Here is a 16,397-nt window from a genome sequence, read left to right as displayed (position 1 = left end):
GATTTTTTTATTTTTTTATTTTTTTTGATTTTTGTAGGTCGGACTTTAGTCCGTCATCTGCTTAGCGGGCAGTTAATGTGATGGATTAACAAACAGCTATCACGGATATTATTTTTTATTGGTATTTTTGCTGTTAACAGTTAAATTTCATTTAACTTGATGGACTAAAGTCCAACCTACAAAGGGCCTTCGGGTGATCATTTGGGGTTGGGCTTTTTTTTTGTGTTTTTTTGATTTTTGTAGGTCGGACTTTAGTCCGTCAACTGCTTAGCGGGCAGTTAATGTGATGGATTAATAAACAGCTATCGCGGATATTATTTTTTTATTGGTATTTGTGCTGTTAACGGTTAAATTTCATTTAACTTGATGGACTAAAGTCCAACCTACAAGGGGCCTTCGGGTGATCATTTGGGGTTGGGCTTTTTTTTTGTGTTTTTTTGATTTTTGTAGGTCGGACTTTAGTCCGTCAACTGCTTAGCGGGCAGTTAATGTGATGGATTAACCAATAGCTATCGCGGGTATTATTTTTTTTCGGTATTTGTGCTGTTAACGGTTAAATTTCATTTAACTTGATGGACTAAAGTCCAACCTACAAAGGCCTACGGGTGTCATGTGGCGTTGGGCTTTTTCTTGTGAGTTTTGTATGATTTTTTGTGAATTTCTTTTGATTTTTGTAGGATGGACTTTAGTCTGTCAACTGCTTAGCGGGAAATTAACGTTATGGGTTAACAAATAGCTATCGCGGGTATTATTTTTTTTCGGTATTTGTGCTGTTGACGGTTAAATTTCATTTAACTTGATGGACTAAAGTCCAACCTACAAAGGTTTGCGGGTGAATATTTGGCGTTGGGTGTAGGGCTTTTTTTTATGATTTTTTGTTGTTTTTGTAGGTCGGACTTTAGTCCGTCAACTGCTTAGCGGGAAATTAACGAGGTGGGTTAACAAACAGCTATCGCGGGTATTATTTTTTTTTGGTATTTGTGCTGTTAACGGTTAAATTTCATTTAACTTGTTGGACTGAAGTCCAACCTACAAAGTGCCTAGTGCTTTTTATTACTACCTGTTGGCATGACTAATGTTAGAATAAGTTCTTTCCCTGTTTTCTCTCTCCAGTGTTAGGTTTTTGTTGTAAATGAAATATATCCCTTCAAGTATTTTTGGCCGTTTTATAGGTAAAAACACGACAATTAATATCAATGAAATTGGCTTGTCTTTTGATGTTGAAAACAGTTTAATCGAAATTAGATGGCAAGATCTTCTAGTCCCTCCAATGTTTTGTATCAGTTTTTTTGGGCAAATCGTTACCTTAAAAACGGCCAATAAAAACTACGTTTTTACTATGCTAGCTTATAGTTCAAGGCTTATGCAGCAGGGCCATTGTCAGCAATTTTGGGTCGCGGCTAACATGCAACGGCTTGACACACTATTAAGTGCGATAAAAAAAATCACTCATGAGCAATATCTACGACAATCGACTATTAAACGCGTTCAATTAACCGTTAATCAAGAACTAAATCTTTGGTTTCCTTGGATAAACACCAGTAAAGCGAAAGCAATGGTGACTGAAAAACTGCAATTGCTTAATCATTATCAACATTGGCAAGCGCAGGATATAGATGATTGTCGTGAACGCTATATCAAGCGCCAGCTGCACGTTCATCAACAATTTTTTGATAATGTTGAGTCTAATCCTTTAACACTACATCAGCGCCGAGCTTGTATTATCGACAATGATAATAATTTGTTGCTAGCGGGTGCTGGCACAGGCAAAACCAGTGTTATGGTCGGGCGGGCCGGATATTTACTTAATAGCCAACAAGCGCAGCCTAGTGAAATGTTATTACTGGCTTATGGCCGTAAAGCCGCTGACGAAATGGATGAAAGAATAAAAGACAAACTGGCGACTACTGAAATAAGTGCGACAACTTTTCATAGTTTAGGCCTAAATATTATTGCTCAGGTGGAAGGGGTTAAACCTAGCTTGTCGGTATTAGCCACAGATGAAAAAACTAAGGCTAAGTGGATCCAAAGCTGTTTTGAACGCTTAATTGATCAGCATGCTCAGTATCGATATTTGCTCATCGAATATTTCACTCAGTATTATTACGTTGAGCGAAACGATTTTGATTTTAATAGCTTAGGTGAGTACTACCAATATTTAACCGACAATGATATTCGTAGTTTAAAAGGCGATAAAGTTAAAAACTTTGCTGAGCTCACTATTGCCAATTGGTTATTTAATCACGGTATAGAATACCAATATGAGGCTAGCTATGCACACAAGCTAAAAACCATAGCGCGTAAGCAATATCAACCAAACTTTTTTCTGCCTGAATTGAATGTTTATATTGAATATTACGCTATAGATGAGCAAGGCAATACCGCGCCTTTTATTGATAAAAAGGCCTACCATGAGGCGATAACATGGAGGCGCAATACTCATCAGCATTATCAAACTCCTTGTCTTGAATTAAGCTACGCGCAGCATAAACAAGGTCGGTTAATTAGCGCGTTAGCCGCATTTTTTACTCGCCAAAAAATTGCTGTTGAATTACTACCCGATGAAGCGATACTGGAAAGTTTAAAAGAAAGTGGACGAATAACCGTACTCGCTAGCTTGTTTTGTCAGTTAGTTGGGCTTTATAAAGCGGCTGATGTCGACTCAAGCTTAGAGGCTGCGCTAAACCATCGCTTAAAAGATAAGGTTATTGCCCATTCTGCTGATCCACAGCAAACCGCCAAGGCACTGGTGTTACTTAAGCCCATTTTAACGGCCTATGAAGCCCATTTAAAACGCCAAGCAGAAATTGATTTTGAAGATATGATCAATAAAGCGCTAGTTTATGTTAAAACAGGGCAATTTAAATCGCCGTGGCGTTATATTATGGTGGATGAATTTCAAGATATATCAGCGCCACGGGCGCGATTAGTTAAAGCATTACGTGATAATAATAAAGCCTGTTCAATTTTTGCCGTTGGTGACGACTGGCAAGCTATTTATCGTTTTAGTGGTGCAGACTTGAGGTTAACCACAGGTTTTGCTAATTATTTTGGCGCCACCACGCAATCAGTATTAGATAAAACCTTTCGCTTTAATAATCAAATTAGCAAAGTCGCGACAAATTTTATTAGTAAAAATCCGGCACAAATTCATAAAAACATTAATGCGTTTAAACAGGTTCAAGCCCCTGCGGTTTCACTGCTTAAACGTGAGAATTCTGCTTTTAATTCATCAAATAAAAATGTGATTGATGAGCTGGAAAATGGCGCGGTTGATGAGGCTTTAGCCGCTATTTCCGCTAAAGTATCTCAGCCAGTAAATGTTTACTTACTGGCGCGTTTTTGGTTTCAATTACCCAGTAAAGCAGCGTTAAAGCAGTTGAATAATCAATACTCGCTATTAAACATTGAAGCGCAATCTTTTCATGCATCAAAAGGCAAAGAGGCTGATTATGTGATTATTATGGGACTGAAAAAAGGTGCGCATGGCTTTCCTTCTGAAAAAGCAACGCCGGCACTGCTTGATGCACTACTCGCTAAAAAAGAAGCTTTTGCTTATGCAGAAGAGCGGCGATTATTTTATGTCGCGCTAACCAGGGCTAAAGACAGAGTTTATATTATTGCCGATATGAGCAATGCTAGTTGCTTTGTTAAAGAGCTTATCGATGAACATAGCCTTGATCTTGAGCTGGATGAATTTGGCAGTGCAGTCAGTCAAGCATTTATTGATGAGCTAAATTGTCTGGTTTGTGAAACCGGCAGATTAAAAAAACGCGCCAGTCAGTATGGCGCTTTTTATTCCTGTTCACACTTTCCGCGCTGCGAGCATACAGAACAACCTTGCGCTAACTGTGCAAGCCCCATGAGCCAAAAACGTCATAAAGGCTTTAAAATTTGTTTAAATCCATCATGTCAAAATGTCATACCCACTTGTGAAAAATGTAATGCAGAGATGGTGTTACGTTCCAGTAAAAATGGCGAATTTTGGGGCTGTAGAAACTATAAAGGTAATGATCCTATGAGTTGTAAAAATGGTATTGATGGCTCAAAAATAAACTGGCCTGAAGTAGCAGATGAATAAAGTTGGCAGCATCTCAATAAATATGGCAACACCCAATAGGCAAAATCAACTAAAGTTGGAAGCTCACTATGCTATGTGTTGAGCGGAAGCTAGTTATCGGTTGTTTCTTAGGTCAGCGGACTAAAATTTATCTCAATATATAGTCCGCTTAACCACCATATAGTCATTGAGTTACCATGAAATCAAATGCCTGTCTGAATTACTGATGCTCGTTTTAAACACTCTATTGCATTAAAATCTTAATAGATAATTAATTATCGTAATTTATCCACAACACCCCCCTCTGTTAGCTTTTTTTGGCGACAAGTTGAAGTCAACCTCACTTGTTGGGGTTTTGGTGTTAGGTAAGCTATTTCATTCAGTATGTCTTGTTCAGTATGTATTGCCGAGTTTCGAGTTAGGTATATTCCCAATATTTCTATGCTTAGTTGCTGTCTACTTTCATTTTTCTGAGGGCTACACTACGGCAATGTTGTAAAAAGCATTACCAATGTCGTTTAGATGATTTAGATGTGTGAATGGCTCTTTTGATCTAAATCAATGATATATAAAAGTTTTGAGGTATGGTTACGACTTAGCGTTGGTTATAACGTAATTGATAATAAACCTTGGAGACATAATGTGAATCCTTTTAAAAAATTAGCCCTAAGTATCGCAGTTACTACAACACTGGTAACCTTTTCGGCAGGGTCATATGCTGGTGAGACACTTGATACGGCTAAAGTAGGCCTTGCATCACAAGCGCAAGGACTTGAGCGCGTAACACAAATATTAGTAGCACCACCATTTTTACCTAAGCATGAGCAAGTGGCTAAGGGTGGCTCTAAAATTATTGCCATGACTATGGAAGTGGTTGAAAAAGCGATGGAAATATCACCCGGCGCATTTGTCCAAGCAATGACCTTTGAAGGTTCAAACCCGGGTCCAATGATTGTCGCGCATGTAGGGGATTATGTGGAGCTAACCCTGAAAAATCCTAAAACAAATACACTGCTCCACAACATAGACTTTCATGCGGCAACAGGTGCTTTGGGTGGGGGTGCTTTAACTGATGTATCTCCTGGCGAACAAGTTGTACTTCGTTTTAAAGCCACTAAAGCGGGTGTGTTTGTTTATCATTGTGCACCAGGTGGTGTAATGATTCCATTCCATATTGTTTCAGGTATGAATGGCGCTATTATGATTTTACCTCGTGAAGGTTTAAAAGATGAAAAGGGTCAATCTGTAAGTTATGACAAAGCCTATTATATCGGCGAGCAAGATTGGTATGTGCCTAAAGATGACTATGGTAAATACAAACGTTATAACTCACCGGCAGAGGGCATGGCTGACACTCTGGCTGTAATGCGAGGTTTAATTCCGACACATATTACCTTTAATGGCAAAGTGGGTGCTTTAACGGGTGAAAATGCCATGACAGCCAAAGTGGGTGAAACGGTTTTATTCCTACATTCAGAAGCAAATCGTGACACCCGTATCCATTTGATTGGTGGTCACGGCGATCTTGTATGGCCAGGTGGTTCATTTAATGACACACCGATCACTAATCAAGAAACATGGTCAGTACTTGGCGGTTCAGCTGTTGCAGCAATGTATACCTTTAAACAACCTGGTAGTTATGCTTATGTTAACCATAACTTAATTGAAGCCGTTATGCTGGGTGCTTTAGCGCATGTATCGGTAGAAGGAAAATGGAATAATGACTTAATGGAACAGGTTTCTAAACCTAGTCCTATTAAATAAAACCTAGTAGTGAAACTGAATAATAAGCTTTAAAAAAATTCATGATGAAACCTATTTTAGTCATGATGCTATTTTTGTAGGTGCTGCAAGTGCAGCATCCACAGAAGTAGAACAACGGATTGCATACACCTCATGAAGATATGTTTAAGCGGTAAATTTGTTAATTCACCGCTTTTATAAACGATAGCTTTGTTAGACTATTATTTTTTAAGTTACTGGTTTTTAAGTTATAGGTTTGTTGTTACCAAACACGCTTATAGTGAGTGTAAAAAATCATCGTGGCTTGGCATTTTTTCTACTGTGCGATTGATCAATATTTTTAAGTTTTTCATTAAATCATCCACCTGTTCTTCTGATAAGGTATCCACTAATGGGTGATAATCTTCGGGTATATTACCTTGACCTATCATGACTTGTTGCCATGCTGTTTCAGTAAATAAATCGTCAGGCTGACAAAATACTTTCCCTGTTTTTTTAAATAACTGAATTTTATTTATTAATGACTCAGGTACATCCATGCGCTGACAAGCCCGCCAAAATTCACTATCGCCGCGGTTATTAAGTTTGTAATGTAAAATAATGAAATCGCGAATACCTTCAGACTCCACCTTTGATTGACGATTGAATTCGTTCACTTCTTCAAGGTTAATACCGTAGTGAGGAAAAAATTTAACTAAGCGCGTAGCCGCCGTTTGAATTAAGTGAATATTAGTGGCTTCTAAGGGTTCAAAAAAGCCACTAGATAAACCAATGGCAATAACATTTTTATTCCATTGTTTACGGCGGCGACCGGTTTTAAATGAGATTATTTTTGGCTCGGCTAGCGGTTTACCGTCAATGTTTTTGAGTAATAACGCTTTAGCCTCTTCATCACTCATGTGTTTACTGGCATAAACTAAACCATTCCCTGTTCTATGTTGCAGTGGAATGCGCCATTGCCAGCCAACTTTATGAGCAGTTGAGCGGGTGTAAGCTTCAATATTATCGGTTTTTTCACAAGCCACGGCGATGGCACGATCACAGGGCAACCAGTGAGAATAGTCGTCATAACCGGTACTGAGTGTTTTTTCTATTAAAATAGCCGCTAGGCCCGTACAGTCAATAAATAAATCACCGCTAATACTGCTGCCATCTTCAAGTGTTACGCTGTTGATATCGCCTGATTTATCATCTTGTGCTATGTCGGTAATCGTTCCTTCAATGCGCTTTACCCCTAAGCCCTCTGCGTGTTTACGTAAAAATTTAGCGTATAAACCGGCATCAAAGTGATAAGCGTGGGCTAACCCAGGTAAATTGGTATTGGGAATTTGTTTAATTGGCGCGAACTTACCTTGCTTAGCGGCTTGGTAGTTTAAGGAATAATCCCAGAAACTGTTACCGTCAATATTGTCGCTGCCACTTTGTAATTGTTGATGTTTTTGCCAGAAATGATGAAAATCACAGAAAGGGAATTTTTTACCTATGCTGCCAAAAGCATGCATATAGCGCTCACCGTCTTGATGCCAGTGATTAAATTCTATCCCCAGTTTCATTGTGCCTTTAGTGGCTTTAATAAACGCTTTTTCATCAATGCCAATAGCGCTGTTAAAGTTAACGATAGGAGGTATGGTGGCTTCACCAACACCAACAATGCCAATTTTATCTGATTCAACTAAAGTAATATTGAGGGTTTTACCTAGTACTTTTGCTAGTAGTGAAGCTGTCATCCATCCAGCGGTACCACCGCCAACAATAACGATATTTTTTATCTGACCTTGAGTGTTATTTTTATGCATAATATTTCTCGAACCTGATAGCAGTGTAGGTTAAATAAAAAAGCCCTTGCAAGAGATTATCACAAGGGCTTTACTTTATCGCACTAGACTAAAAAATTACATTTTGTAGCTAAAGCCTAATAAATAAGAGCTACCGTAGTCTTGGTAATCACGTACTTGTAGTGCATTTTCACCTTGTAATGAGGTGAATGGCTCTTCAGTTAAGTTATAGCCTTGTAAGAAGATAGATAAACCTTCTAAGCTTTCAAAACCACCTTCAGCGAAGTCATAACCAATTTGTGCATCAAAAATAGTTTCACCGACAATATCAACTTGTACTGTATTGAAACCTAGGCCGTAAACATCACCTTTAAATGCATCACGTTTACGCATACTGGCACGAGCAGAGAAACCATTTTTGTCGTAATAAAAGGTCGCACTGGTAATACTTTTAGATAAACCAGGTAACTCGTAGTCATTATCATTTTGATCTTTCATATCAGATTCAATGCCAGTATAACTCGCAATAAGTCCGAAACCATCAAGATGCTCTGTTAGCATGTTAAGAGGTAAAGTGGCCGATAATTCATAACCCCAAAGTGTGCCTTCGCCACCATTGACTTTACCATTACCCGTACCTGATGTTGTTGCGGGTATTTCACCTGTAGCTGGGTTTGCTACGCCAGTCATATCCACGGCGTAACTACCATCAAAGATCCAGTTTTGTAAATCTTTGTGGAAAAGAGCTACGGAAAAGTAACCTTCAGCACTGAAGTAATTTTCATAAGATAAATCAAGTCCAATGGCTTCTTTTGGCTCAAGTGAAGGGTTACCACCTGAGACACTCCAGTAGTTACCTTCGGTATCGGGTTGTTGATTATATGATGCGTTAAATGACGCATTCATTTCATCTAAACGTGCACGAGAAATAGTTTTTGCAGCACCAAAGCGTAATGTTTGAGTATCGTCAATTTGCATTGACAAGTTTACACTCGGTAAAAAGTGACTATAGTCATGGCTCACGTCAGTCGGTTGAGTAACCACTAAACCATCAACGGTGTTAAAAGCATTACCTTGTGACGATTGGTCGGTATAAACATAACGTACACCCACATTACCGGTTAATGGCATACCCGCAATTTCAGAAGATATTTCAGCTTGTACAAAAGCAGACATTACTTTTTCATTGACCATCCAAGACTTGGTGGCATGGGTTGGATTAGTTAAGCTTTCTTGCATTAGGTTATAATAACCATCTTTGATTAAGCCCATAGTGTCATAAGCGATCATATCGCCCATACCAATAAAGTCTAAGTTAGCAGTGCCTTCACGGTATTCTTCTGGTACAACTTTCATGCCTGGATTATCAAGAGAAAAATCACTTAAGGTCATGAAATAACCTTCAGACTGTTTGGTTTTTTCACGTTCGCGATAAGCAACGCCGTAAGTAATTTCAGTGATGAAGTTTGAATTAAGCTCTTGGCTAGCAGCAAACTTTAATGACATTAGCTCATCATCAATGCTTGGGGTATTGATAAAGCCATCTTGTAATTGGTTTTCGTACTCAGTACCGGTAACGCCATATTGGTCATTTAATGCGCCACTCCAACCCCAACTTAATGGACCGCCTAGTTGCATTAGGTTGTAATCGCTATAATCTAAGCCGTGAGAGAAAGTAGCACCGGTATTGCCTGAGTTAAAAGTGTAACCTAAGTCATCACCAGCACCTCGACTATCACCACGACCCGTACCAGCATAACTTTCAACACTGTACACATCACGTTCAACTTTTGAATAAGCTACATCAAAATCTAATGTCCAACCATCCGTTACGGCCCAGTTAGTATTAAAACCTAATGACATTAATTGTGCTTCACGTTCTTCATAGTCATTACGTACTACAACGCGTTGATCTTGTGTAATTGCACTGGTAACAAAGCCTGTTGCCGCGTCAATTACCGCGGTATCAGCCGAAATAGAACCTTGACCCCATGCGAAAGGTATTTCAATACCACGTAAAATTTTGGTATCTAAAAAGTCGACATAAAGTGCATCAAAGGTCATTTTTATGTCATCGGTTGGCGTAGCTTCAATCACTAACATAGCTGAGTCACGCTCTAAGTTAGATGAGCGAACGAATGGCTTAGCACCACCTAAGATAGAACCTTTTGAGCCATCTTCATATTCAAATTCAGGATAACCCCATGCATTCCAACGCTTTTCTTGGTTAGGCGAGGCCATGGTGGTGTAGGCAAAAGCGACACCTAAGGTATCATCAGCAAATTGATCCATATAGAAGAACGTGCCTTTTAAACCATCATTATCACCATCAGGGTTTAACTTATCAAAACTGGTTTTTTCATAGGTACCATTAAATTGAATAACACGACCGTCTTGGTCTAACGGTTTAATGGTTTGTAAATCGATTACACCGGCGATACCTTCACCTTCAAGGCTAGCATTGGGTGTTTTATAAACGGTAACGCCGCTCATAATTTCAGAGGGGTACAGGTCAAATTCAACGCCGCGGTTATCACCAATCGACACTTGCTCACGACCATTTAAGGTGGTGCCACTTTCATTTTCGCCAAAACCACGAATACTTACTTTGCTCGCACGGCCATCAATACGCTGCGCTGCTAGGCCCGGTAAACGAGCAATTGATTCAGCAATTGAAGAATCTGGCAATTTACCTATATCTTCTGCTGAAATAGCCTCAACTACGTTTGATGAATAACGCTTAAGGTTGATAGATTCGACAATACTTTTACGAAAGCCACTAACTTGAATGACTTCAATTTCTTTTTCGTCATTCTTTTTCGCTGCGGCGACTTCTTCAGCAGCAAACGTTGGTGTGCTTAAGGCGATAAGGCCACTTGAAATTAACGCTAACGTCATTTTACTTGGTTTAAAATTTAACATTGAAAGGTTCCCCTGGCTGATTCTTAATTAATTTTTATAAGCCATTTTCCCATTAGCTTAATAATTATATTTTTTATTAGTCTTGTCTTGTCATCTTGCTAAATAAAGCTAAAAAGACGGTAAGTTGTGAACAACTTTAATATAAAGCGCTGACTAGCAGATGAATAGCGTATGCATACGTATTCACTCGATGTATTTATCCAAAAAATCGATTGAATACGTATGCAACGACAGTTATTAAAATAAGTAAGTCACTCTGTTGATGAGGGTGTTGATGAGAATGCTGATGAGAAACTAAATAACGCGGTATAAGTTGTTTTAGTCCGATCAGATACTTGCTTAAGCTAGGCCATTTTATGGTTGCGTCAACGCCATAGCAATAAGCTGATTTAATTGATAGAGCCCAAACTATACTGCTCAAATTAACCTGACTAATTCAAGTTGCATCGAGCAGCTTCAATGATACTCAGTAGCCATATATTAGCCATACAGTCGCCATACTAGCGGGTAATATTAAACTGAATACGTATGCAAAATAGCAAAATGGGTTTTTTTATATGCCCTTAACAAGTAAGTTAAGGGCAAGGAAAACTTACTTGATTGGTTACAATGAAAAAGCACTATAGACCACTTTTTATTTATGCATCATGTTTTGCTGCGCTACTGTTAACGGCTTGCAGTGAACAGTCGAAAAAGAGCTATTCGCCTACAGCGGTAGCTGAAGCAAACTCACTTGTACCTGCTGAGCTAGTGGCTCAAGCGAGTGATAGTTCAGTTCACTGGCTAACGCCAAATTTATTGGTTATGCCTAAAGCTAACCAGCAGGTACTTTACCAGTTACTCAAGCTAGCAAAAACAGATTTTGCGGCCCTTGATTTATTAGCGGTTAATTTGCCTGATTATTTAATGAAAAAATTCCCACATCTTGCTGACTTTCAAGCCTATAAAGTTGAGTTGTTACCTTCGCAAGCTAAAGCGTGGTTAAAGCAGCCATTAGTGGTTGTTGGGCTGGCGCAAAATAAGCAAATACAAGATGTGCATTTCGTACAAACGGGCGCGGTGTTAGACGCCCTTTATACGCAAGGTGAAAATGATGCCAATGAAGAAACAAACTTAGGCACAAAGATCACTGAAAATGACGTGAGCTTTAAGTTATGGGCTCCAACAGCGCAAAAGGTCAAATTATTACTTTTTAATGACGATTTATCTCCCTTATCAACCGCTAGCCTAACAATGCTTGAAGATACACGGTCTGGTATTTGGTCTGTTGTGGGCGATAGCTCACTCAATGGTGCTTACTATCAATACCAAGTCACGGTTTATCATCCTCAATCAAAGCAAATAGAAACACTGATCACCACAGATCCCTATTCACTCAGCTTGTCTGTTAATAGTCAATATTCACAGGTAGTTGATTTAAATGATGCGACTACGCAACCGCTTAACTGGCAAAACCAGACTGTGCCTAGGGTTGAAAATATTGAAGATAATATATTTTATGAAACGCACATTAGAGACTTTAGTTCTGATGATAATGCGCTGTCGAATAATAAATTTAGAGGGAAATACAAAGCGTTTAGCGAGCAAAATTCCAGTGGCATAAGCCATTTAAAGGCCCTGAAAAAAGCGGGCTTAAACAATATTCATTTACTGCCCACTTACGATTTAGCCACTATTAATGAAGACGACAGTCAGTCGGTAGATATCAATGATACTCTTGCTCAAGTAAAGGTAAAAGTATGTGATATTGCGCCAACTAGCCATATTTGTAGCACTGATTTTTCTTATTTAAATGATTTCAGTGAAGAACAAAGCTTGAAATCACTACTCGCTAGTTTTGATGCCAGCAGTGCTCAAGCGCAAAAAATGGTGAGTGAACTGCGTCAATTTGATAATTTTAACTGGGGTTATGACCCTTTTCATTACACGGTACCCGAGGGGAGTTATGCACTCAATCCAAAAGGTAAAAGCCGTTTAGTTGAGTTTCGTGAAATGGTGCAAAGTATTCACCGCCTAGGTTTTCGCGTCATTATGGATGTTGTTTATAATCATACTTATCAATTTGGTTTAAAAGAAAAGTCGGTGCTTGATAAAATTGTGCCCCATTATTATCACCGGCTTAATATCATTACCGGTGAAGTCGAACAGTCAACCTGTAACACCTGTGGCAATACCGCGACCGAGCGGGTGATGATGGCCAAGTTAATGTCAGATTCATTGGTGACTTGGGCGCGTGATTATAAAATAGATGGTTTTCGTTTTGATTTGATGGGTCATCAAACCAAAAGTGCCATGCTGGCAGCGCGAAAAGCCGTGCGAGCAGTGGATGCGGATACTTATTTCTATGGCGAAGGTTGGAACTTTGGTGAAGTTGCGAACAACACTCGTTTTGTTCAAGCGAGTCAACTAGAGCTAGGCGGCAGTGAAATTGGTACTTATAGCGACAGATTACGTGATGCAGTGCGTGGCGGTGGTAATAATACGCGCGATTCACAAGGGCTAGGTAATGGTTTACTGATGCAGCCAAACGAGCGTCAAACACAAAGTATTTCATCACAAAAAAATAATTTGCAAGCATACCATCTTCGCATGGATCAGCTACGTATTGGTTTAACGGGGAATTTATCAAACTTTCCGCTTTATCTTATTGAAGGTAAAGCGATACTCGGTAAAGATATTCCTTATGGCGATCAGCCAACAGGCTACGCCTTAGACCCTGCTGATACTATTAATTATGTTTCCAAGCATGATAATCAAACGCTGTGGGATAACAGCCAGTATCGTTTGGCTTTTGATGTTTCAACCGCTGATCGCGTTAGAATGCATTTACAAAGCTTGTCGTTTGTTCTCTATGCTCAAGGTATTCCCTTTTTGCATATGGGCAGTGAATTTATGCGCTCAAAATCTTTTCTTAGAGACAGTTATGACTATGGCGATTGGTTTAATCGTGTTGATTTTACTCAGCATAAAAATTACTACCATGTTGGTTTGCCGCCCAGTGATAAAGACCAAGATAACTGGCCGTTAATTAACCAAGTACGTAAAGGTCATCAAGGGCGAGATCAGGTTAGCGCTCAAGACATTGGCTTTAGCGCTAAGATATTTGAAGAGATGATAGCTCTACGTATGAGCTCGCCATTATTTAGATTAACAACCGCTGAGGATATTATCGCCAAGGTGAGTTTTCTTAACCTAAGTCAGCCTTCAGTGGCTAATCAAGCTTTAGGTTTGTTGGTAATGAAAATAGATGACACACTTGGCCAACGCGTTGATGAAAATGTGGAAAGTTTACTGGTGATTTTTAATACCAGCACTAAAGCACAAACATTCGCTTACCCTCAAGCTAACGATTATCAACTGCATCCCATCCAAAAAAATAGCGTAGATGCCGTGCTAAAGCAGAGTAGGGTAGATGAAAAAGGCTTTACTGTGCCGGCATTATCAAGTGTGGTGTTTGTTAAATACTAACGGCTGGCCTTAGTAGGAAGCTGGGAAGCCAGCTTGTTGCTCAAGTGGGGGGATTTTTTATCTTGAAGATCAAAGCCCGAAGTTAAGGTGGCGATCTCAAACAAGCCGGCTAGATTAAAGCCAATAGCATTCATCAATAATATTAAAGTCGCCATAACCCTAGGGCTTTGTAACTGAAAGGCCCGACGGTTATGCCCTAACACTCGTAACCTTAAGATCACCCCACCTAATAAAACACAGACAAAAACCGCACTAAGGGCATAAGCTATCGCTCCTCTTTTGGCCTGTTTTTCAGAAACCTGACGTGAAAGGCTTAATGTTTTTAAACTTAAAATGGTGAACACACAGGGCATCACATTTAATAATAAACCACCCAAAATAGCCCCAAGCAAAGCGGTTATGCCAAGTGACCATGTATTTTGGTTTTGGCTTTGGCTTTGGCTTGGGCAATTGTTATTACTGTTTACTGTTTACTGGGAACGAGACATGCTCAGTTTTATCTGCTTTAAAACTTAAGGCAATACCATTATCTAGCACTAATACGCCCTGAAATAACGAGCCAAATTCATCGCCAACTTGAGTTTGCATCGTCAGCAAACCATCATGATGAATAAAGGCTTGCGGAGCATTATTTATTATCATGTTATTGATAACAGGATAAATATGCGCGTTGCTACTTGCTATTGAACTAGGTAAAGGCAAAGAAAGTGTAAAGCGTTTTTCATCTGAGGAAAACTGTCCTTTTGAGTCTAATGGCTTGGGTAATTTGTTGCGCCATTGATTGAATTTAGCCTGATTATTTTTATCACTAGTGCCATTACCCACAACGAATGTGGTTGCAACTTTTTGCTGCTCAGGCATACAGCTTGTTGGGCTACAGGCTAAGTAACTGATATCAAGTTTTACGGTGATTTTTGTACCCATAGCAATACTTTTATCAATCGTTAGCGGTGCAAGCAGAACGAATTCATCGTGATAAATATAATTCATAAAATTTCTGGTCATAAGCTGACTTGGCGCAGGATATTGAACCTCTGCTATGCTAACCCCTTTGGGTAACTGCCAATCATAACTCGCAGGAAATCCTGCATCACCAGGGTTACGCCAGTAACCATGCCATCCTTTACGTGGTTTCATGATTAACGCTAACGTTTGTGTCTGCTCTGGGGCAGGTTTATCTGATGCCACAAGCATAGAAATAGCAATGAGTTTCTGTCTTTCACTGGCTTGTGTGTTCATGACGTTTGATGAGCAGATCAAGATGATAAACCATGGGATGACTTGAATAATATGTTTCATACTGTCCTTATATTGCTAAATTACTGGGTTTACTTAAGTTTTGAAATAGTGTGTAAAGCCGCGGCAAAATCATCATCTTGAATGGAAGACTTTAGACTTATTTTTCCGTTAGCATCTATCAGGATAATAGTAGGAAGCTGGTTGACATCAAACTGAGTAAACAAGTTACCTGTTTTGTCAAATACAATGGGCAAGGTTGTTTTATAACTCTTTCGGTAATCCTGCAAATCGGCAACAGATGACCATAAGTTAGTTGAAATGTTTATCCACTGAATATTCGATTTTTTTGATTTACTCTCTAAGAGTTCACGAACCTGTTTACAGGCTTTAGAGGTTTTAGGCTCTGTTTCTTCTAAATACCATTCACACCAAGGGCCAAAGAAGACTAAGCCCACTTTTTTACTCTTAGGTCTATTAAAGGGTATATCGATAAGTACATCATCAATGGAAGATAAGGAAAGGTTTGCTACCGTATGACCCTGTTTATAACCCGAGTCGTTAACGATAAAAGTAGGGTTACTTACTGGCTGATTATTGACTTTTTCGGCTACTAGCTTGTTCAATGCTTGATGAAATTTTTCATCATCTTTGTGTCCAAAGTAAGCAAATTTTCCACGTTTATCGATTAATAAATGCTGGGGAGTTACACGTAAATTAAATGCACGGGCTAGCTTGCCATCATCAATCGTTATTGGCATCGTCAAGTGCATTTTTTCTCGAAAGGCATTGACTGATTTTAGATTGTCACTGATGCCAGTATTCACGGCAATGACCTGAACTTTTTCACCATACTTTGTATAAATGGCTTCAAAGCCTGGCATTTGTTGACGACAAGGCACACACCAAGTTGCCCAAAATTTAATGTAAACTGGTTTTTTGCCATAAACGTTGGCTAAATCTATCGTCTGGCCGTCAATGGTGACAATCGTCATTTGAGGAGCTAAAGTGCCGACTAAAGACTGGCCTGCGGATTTGGCTCTTCGTTCTCCATCAGCTGAATAATCTTCAGCTTCTGCCTGTACAAAGTGCGTGCTTGATATTAGGCATAATAATGCCAGTAATGTTGCTTTGATCGATAAATAAATACGGGTATCCATATAAACTTCCTAGCTTAGTAATATTTAGTAATT

8 protein-coding genes are annotated in these 16,397 nt (G+C 39.3%); 3 read left to right on the top strand and 5 right to left on the bottom strand.

Annotated elements, in window-relative coordinates; genetic code table 11:
- Positions 1-1,132 precede the first annotated feature (1,132 nt).
- Positions 1,133-4,081 (top strand): UvrD-helicase domain-containing protein, encoded by a 2,949-nt coding sequence (locus H4J61_RS00730; protein WP_182182790.1) that lies wholly within the window; start codon positions 1,133-1,135, stop codon positions 4,079-4,081.
- Positions 4,082-4,702: 621 nt separating this feature from the next.
- Positions 4,703-5,824, top strand: coding sequence for a copper-containing nitrite reductase (gene nirK / locus H4J61_RS00725; RefSeq protein ID WP_310650014.1), 1,122 nt, complete (start codon positions 4,703-4,705; stop codon positions 5,822-5,824).
- Positions 5,825-6,078: 254 nt separating this feature from the next.
- Here nirK and H4J61_RS00720 read toward each other — a convergent pair whose 3' ends face one another.
- Both H4J61_RS00720 and H4J61_RS00715 read right to left on the bottom strand, forming a co-directional pair.
- Positions 6,079-7,599, bottom strand: coding sequence for a tryptophan halogenase family protein (locus H4J61_RS00720; protein ID WP_182182786.1), 1,521 nt, complete (start codon positions 7,597-7,599; stop codon positions 6,079-6,081).
- Between the two features lie 96 nt (positions 7,600-7,695).
- Positions 7,696-10,500, bottom strand: coding sequence for a TonB-dependent receptor (locus H4J61_RS00715; protein ID WP_182182784.1), 2,805 nt, complete (start codon positions 10,498-10,500; stop codon positions 7,696-7,698).
- A 609-nt stretch (positions 10,501-11,109) separates the two neighbouring features.
- Between H4J61_RS00715 and pulA the strand changes: the two genes are divergently transcribed.
- Positions 11,110-13,968 carry a pullulanase-type alpha-1,6-glucosidase gene (gene pulA, locus H4J61_RS00710; RefSeq protein WP_182182781.1) on the top strand — a complete coding sequence of 953 codons (2,859 nt, stop codon included), beginning with the start codon at positions 11,110-11,112 and terminating at the stop codon, positions 13,966-13,968.
- Here pulA and H4J61_RS17815 read toward each other — a convergent pair.
- The 3 genes from H4J61_RS17815 to H4J61_RS00700 all read right to left on the bottom strand — a co-directional run bounded on the left by H4J61_RS17815 (position 13,965) and on the right by H4J61_RS00700 (position 16,364).
- Positions 13,965-14,345 carry a hypothetical protein gene (locus H4J61_RS17815; protein WP_259363039.1) on the bottom strand — a complete coding sequence of 127 codons (381 nt, stop codon included), beginning with the start codon at positions 14,343-14,345 and terminating at the stop codon, positions 13,965-13,967. The genes pulA and H4J61_RS17815 overlap by 4 nt on opposite strands.
- Positions 14,346-14,424: 79 nt before the next feature.
- Complete coding sequence (locus H4J61_RS17810) at positions 14,425-15,267, bottom strand: protein-disulfide reductase DsbD domain-containing protein (RefSeq protein WP_259363038.1); 843 nt, start codon at positions 15,265-15,267, stop codon at positions 14,425-14,427.
- A 29-nt stretch (positions 15,268-15,296) separates the two neighbouring features.
- Positions 15,297-16,364, bottom strand: coding sequence for a redoxin domain-containing protein (locus H4J61_RS00700; RefSeq protein ID WP_182182779.1), 1,068 nt, complete (start codon positions 16,362-16,364; stop codon positions 15,297-15,299).
- Between the last annotated feature and the right edge of the window lie 33 nt (positions 16,365-16,397).

Source organism: Colwellia sp. MB3u-4, assembly GCF_014077065.1.
In the GTDB taxonomy this organism is placed as follows: Bacteria; Pseudomonadota; Gammaproteobacteria; order Enterobacterales; family Alteromonadaceae; genus Cognaticolwellia.
Note: the sequence above shows the minus strand (reverse complement) of the source record. Positions and strands in the feature narration are given on the sequence as shown.

Coding starts and splice junctions, on each gene's coding strand:
- H4J61_RS00720 (WP_182182786.1), bottom strand. CDS start 7,599: ATGCATAAAAATAACACTCAAGGTCAGATAAAAAATATCGTTATTGTT.
- H4J61_RS00715 (WP_182182784.1), bottom strand. CDS start 10,500: ATGTTAAATTTTAAACCAAGTAAAATGACGTTAGCGTTAATTTCAAGT.
- H4J61_RS00700 (WP_182182779.1), bottom strand. CDS start 16,364: ATGGATACCCGTATTTATTTATCGATCAAAGCAACATTACTGGCATTA.
- pulA (WP_182182781.1), top strand. CDS start 11,110: ATGAAAAAGCACTATAGACCACTTTTTATTTATGCATCATGTTTTGCT.
- H4J61_RS00730 (WP_182182790.1), top strand. CDS start 1,133: ATGAAATATATCCCTTCAAGTATTTTTGGCCGTTTTATAGGTAAAAAC.
- H4J61_RS17810 (WP_259363038.1), bottom strand. CDS start 15,267: ATGAAACATATTATTCAAGTCATCCCATGGTTTATCATCTTGATCTGC.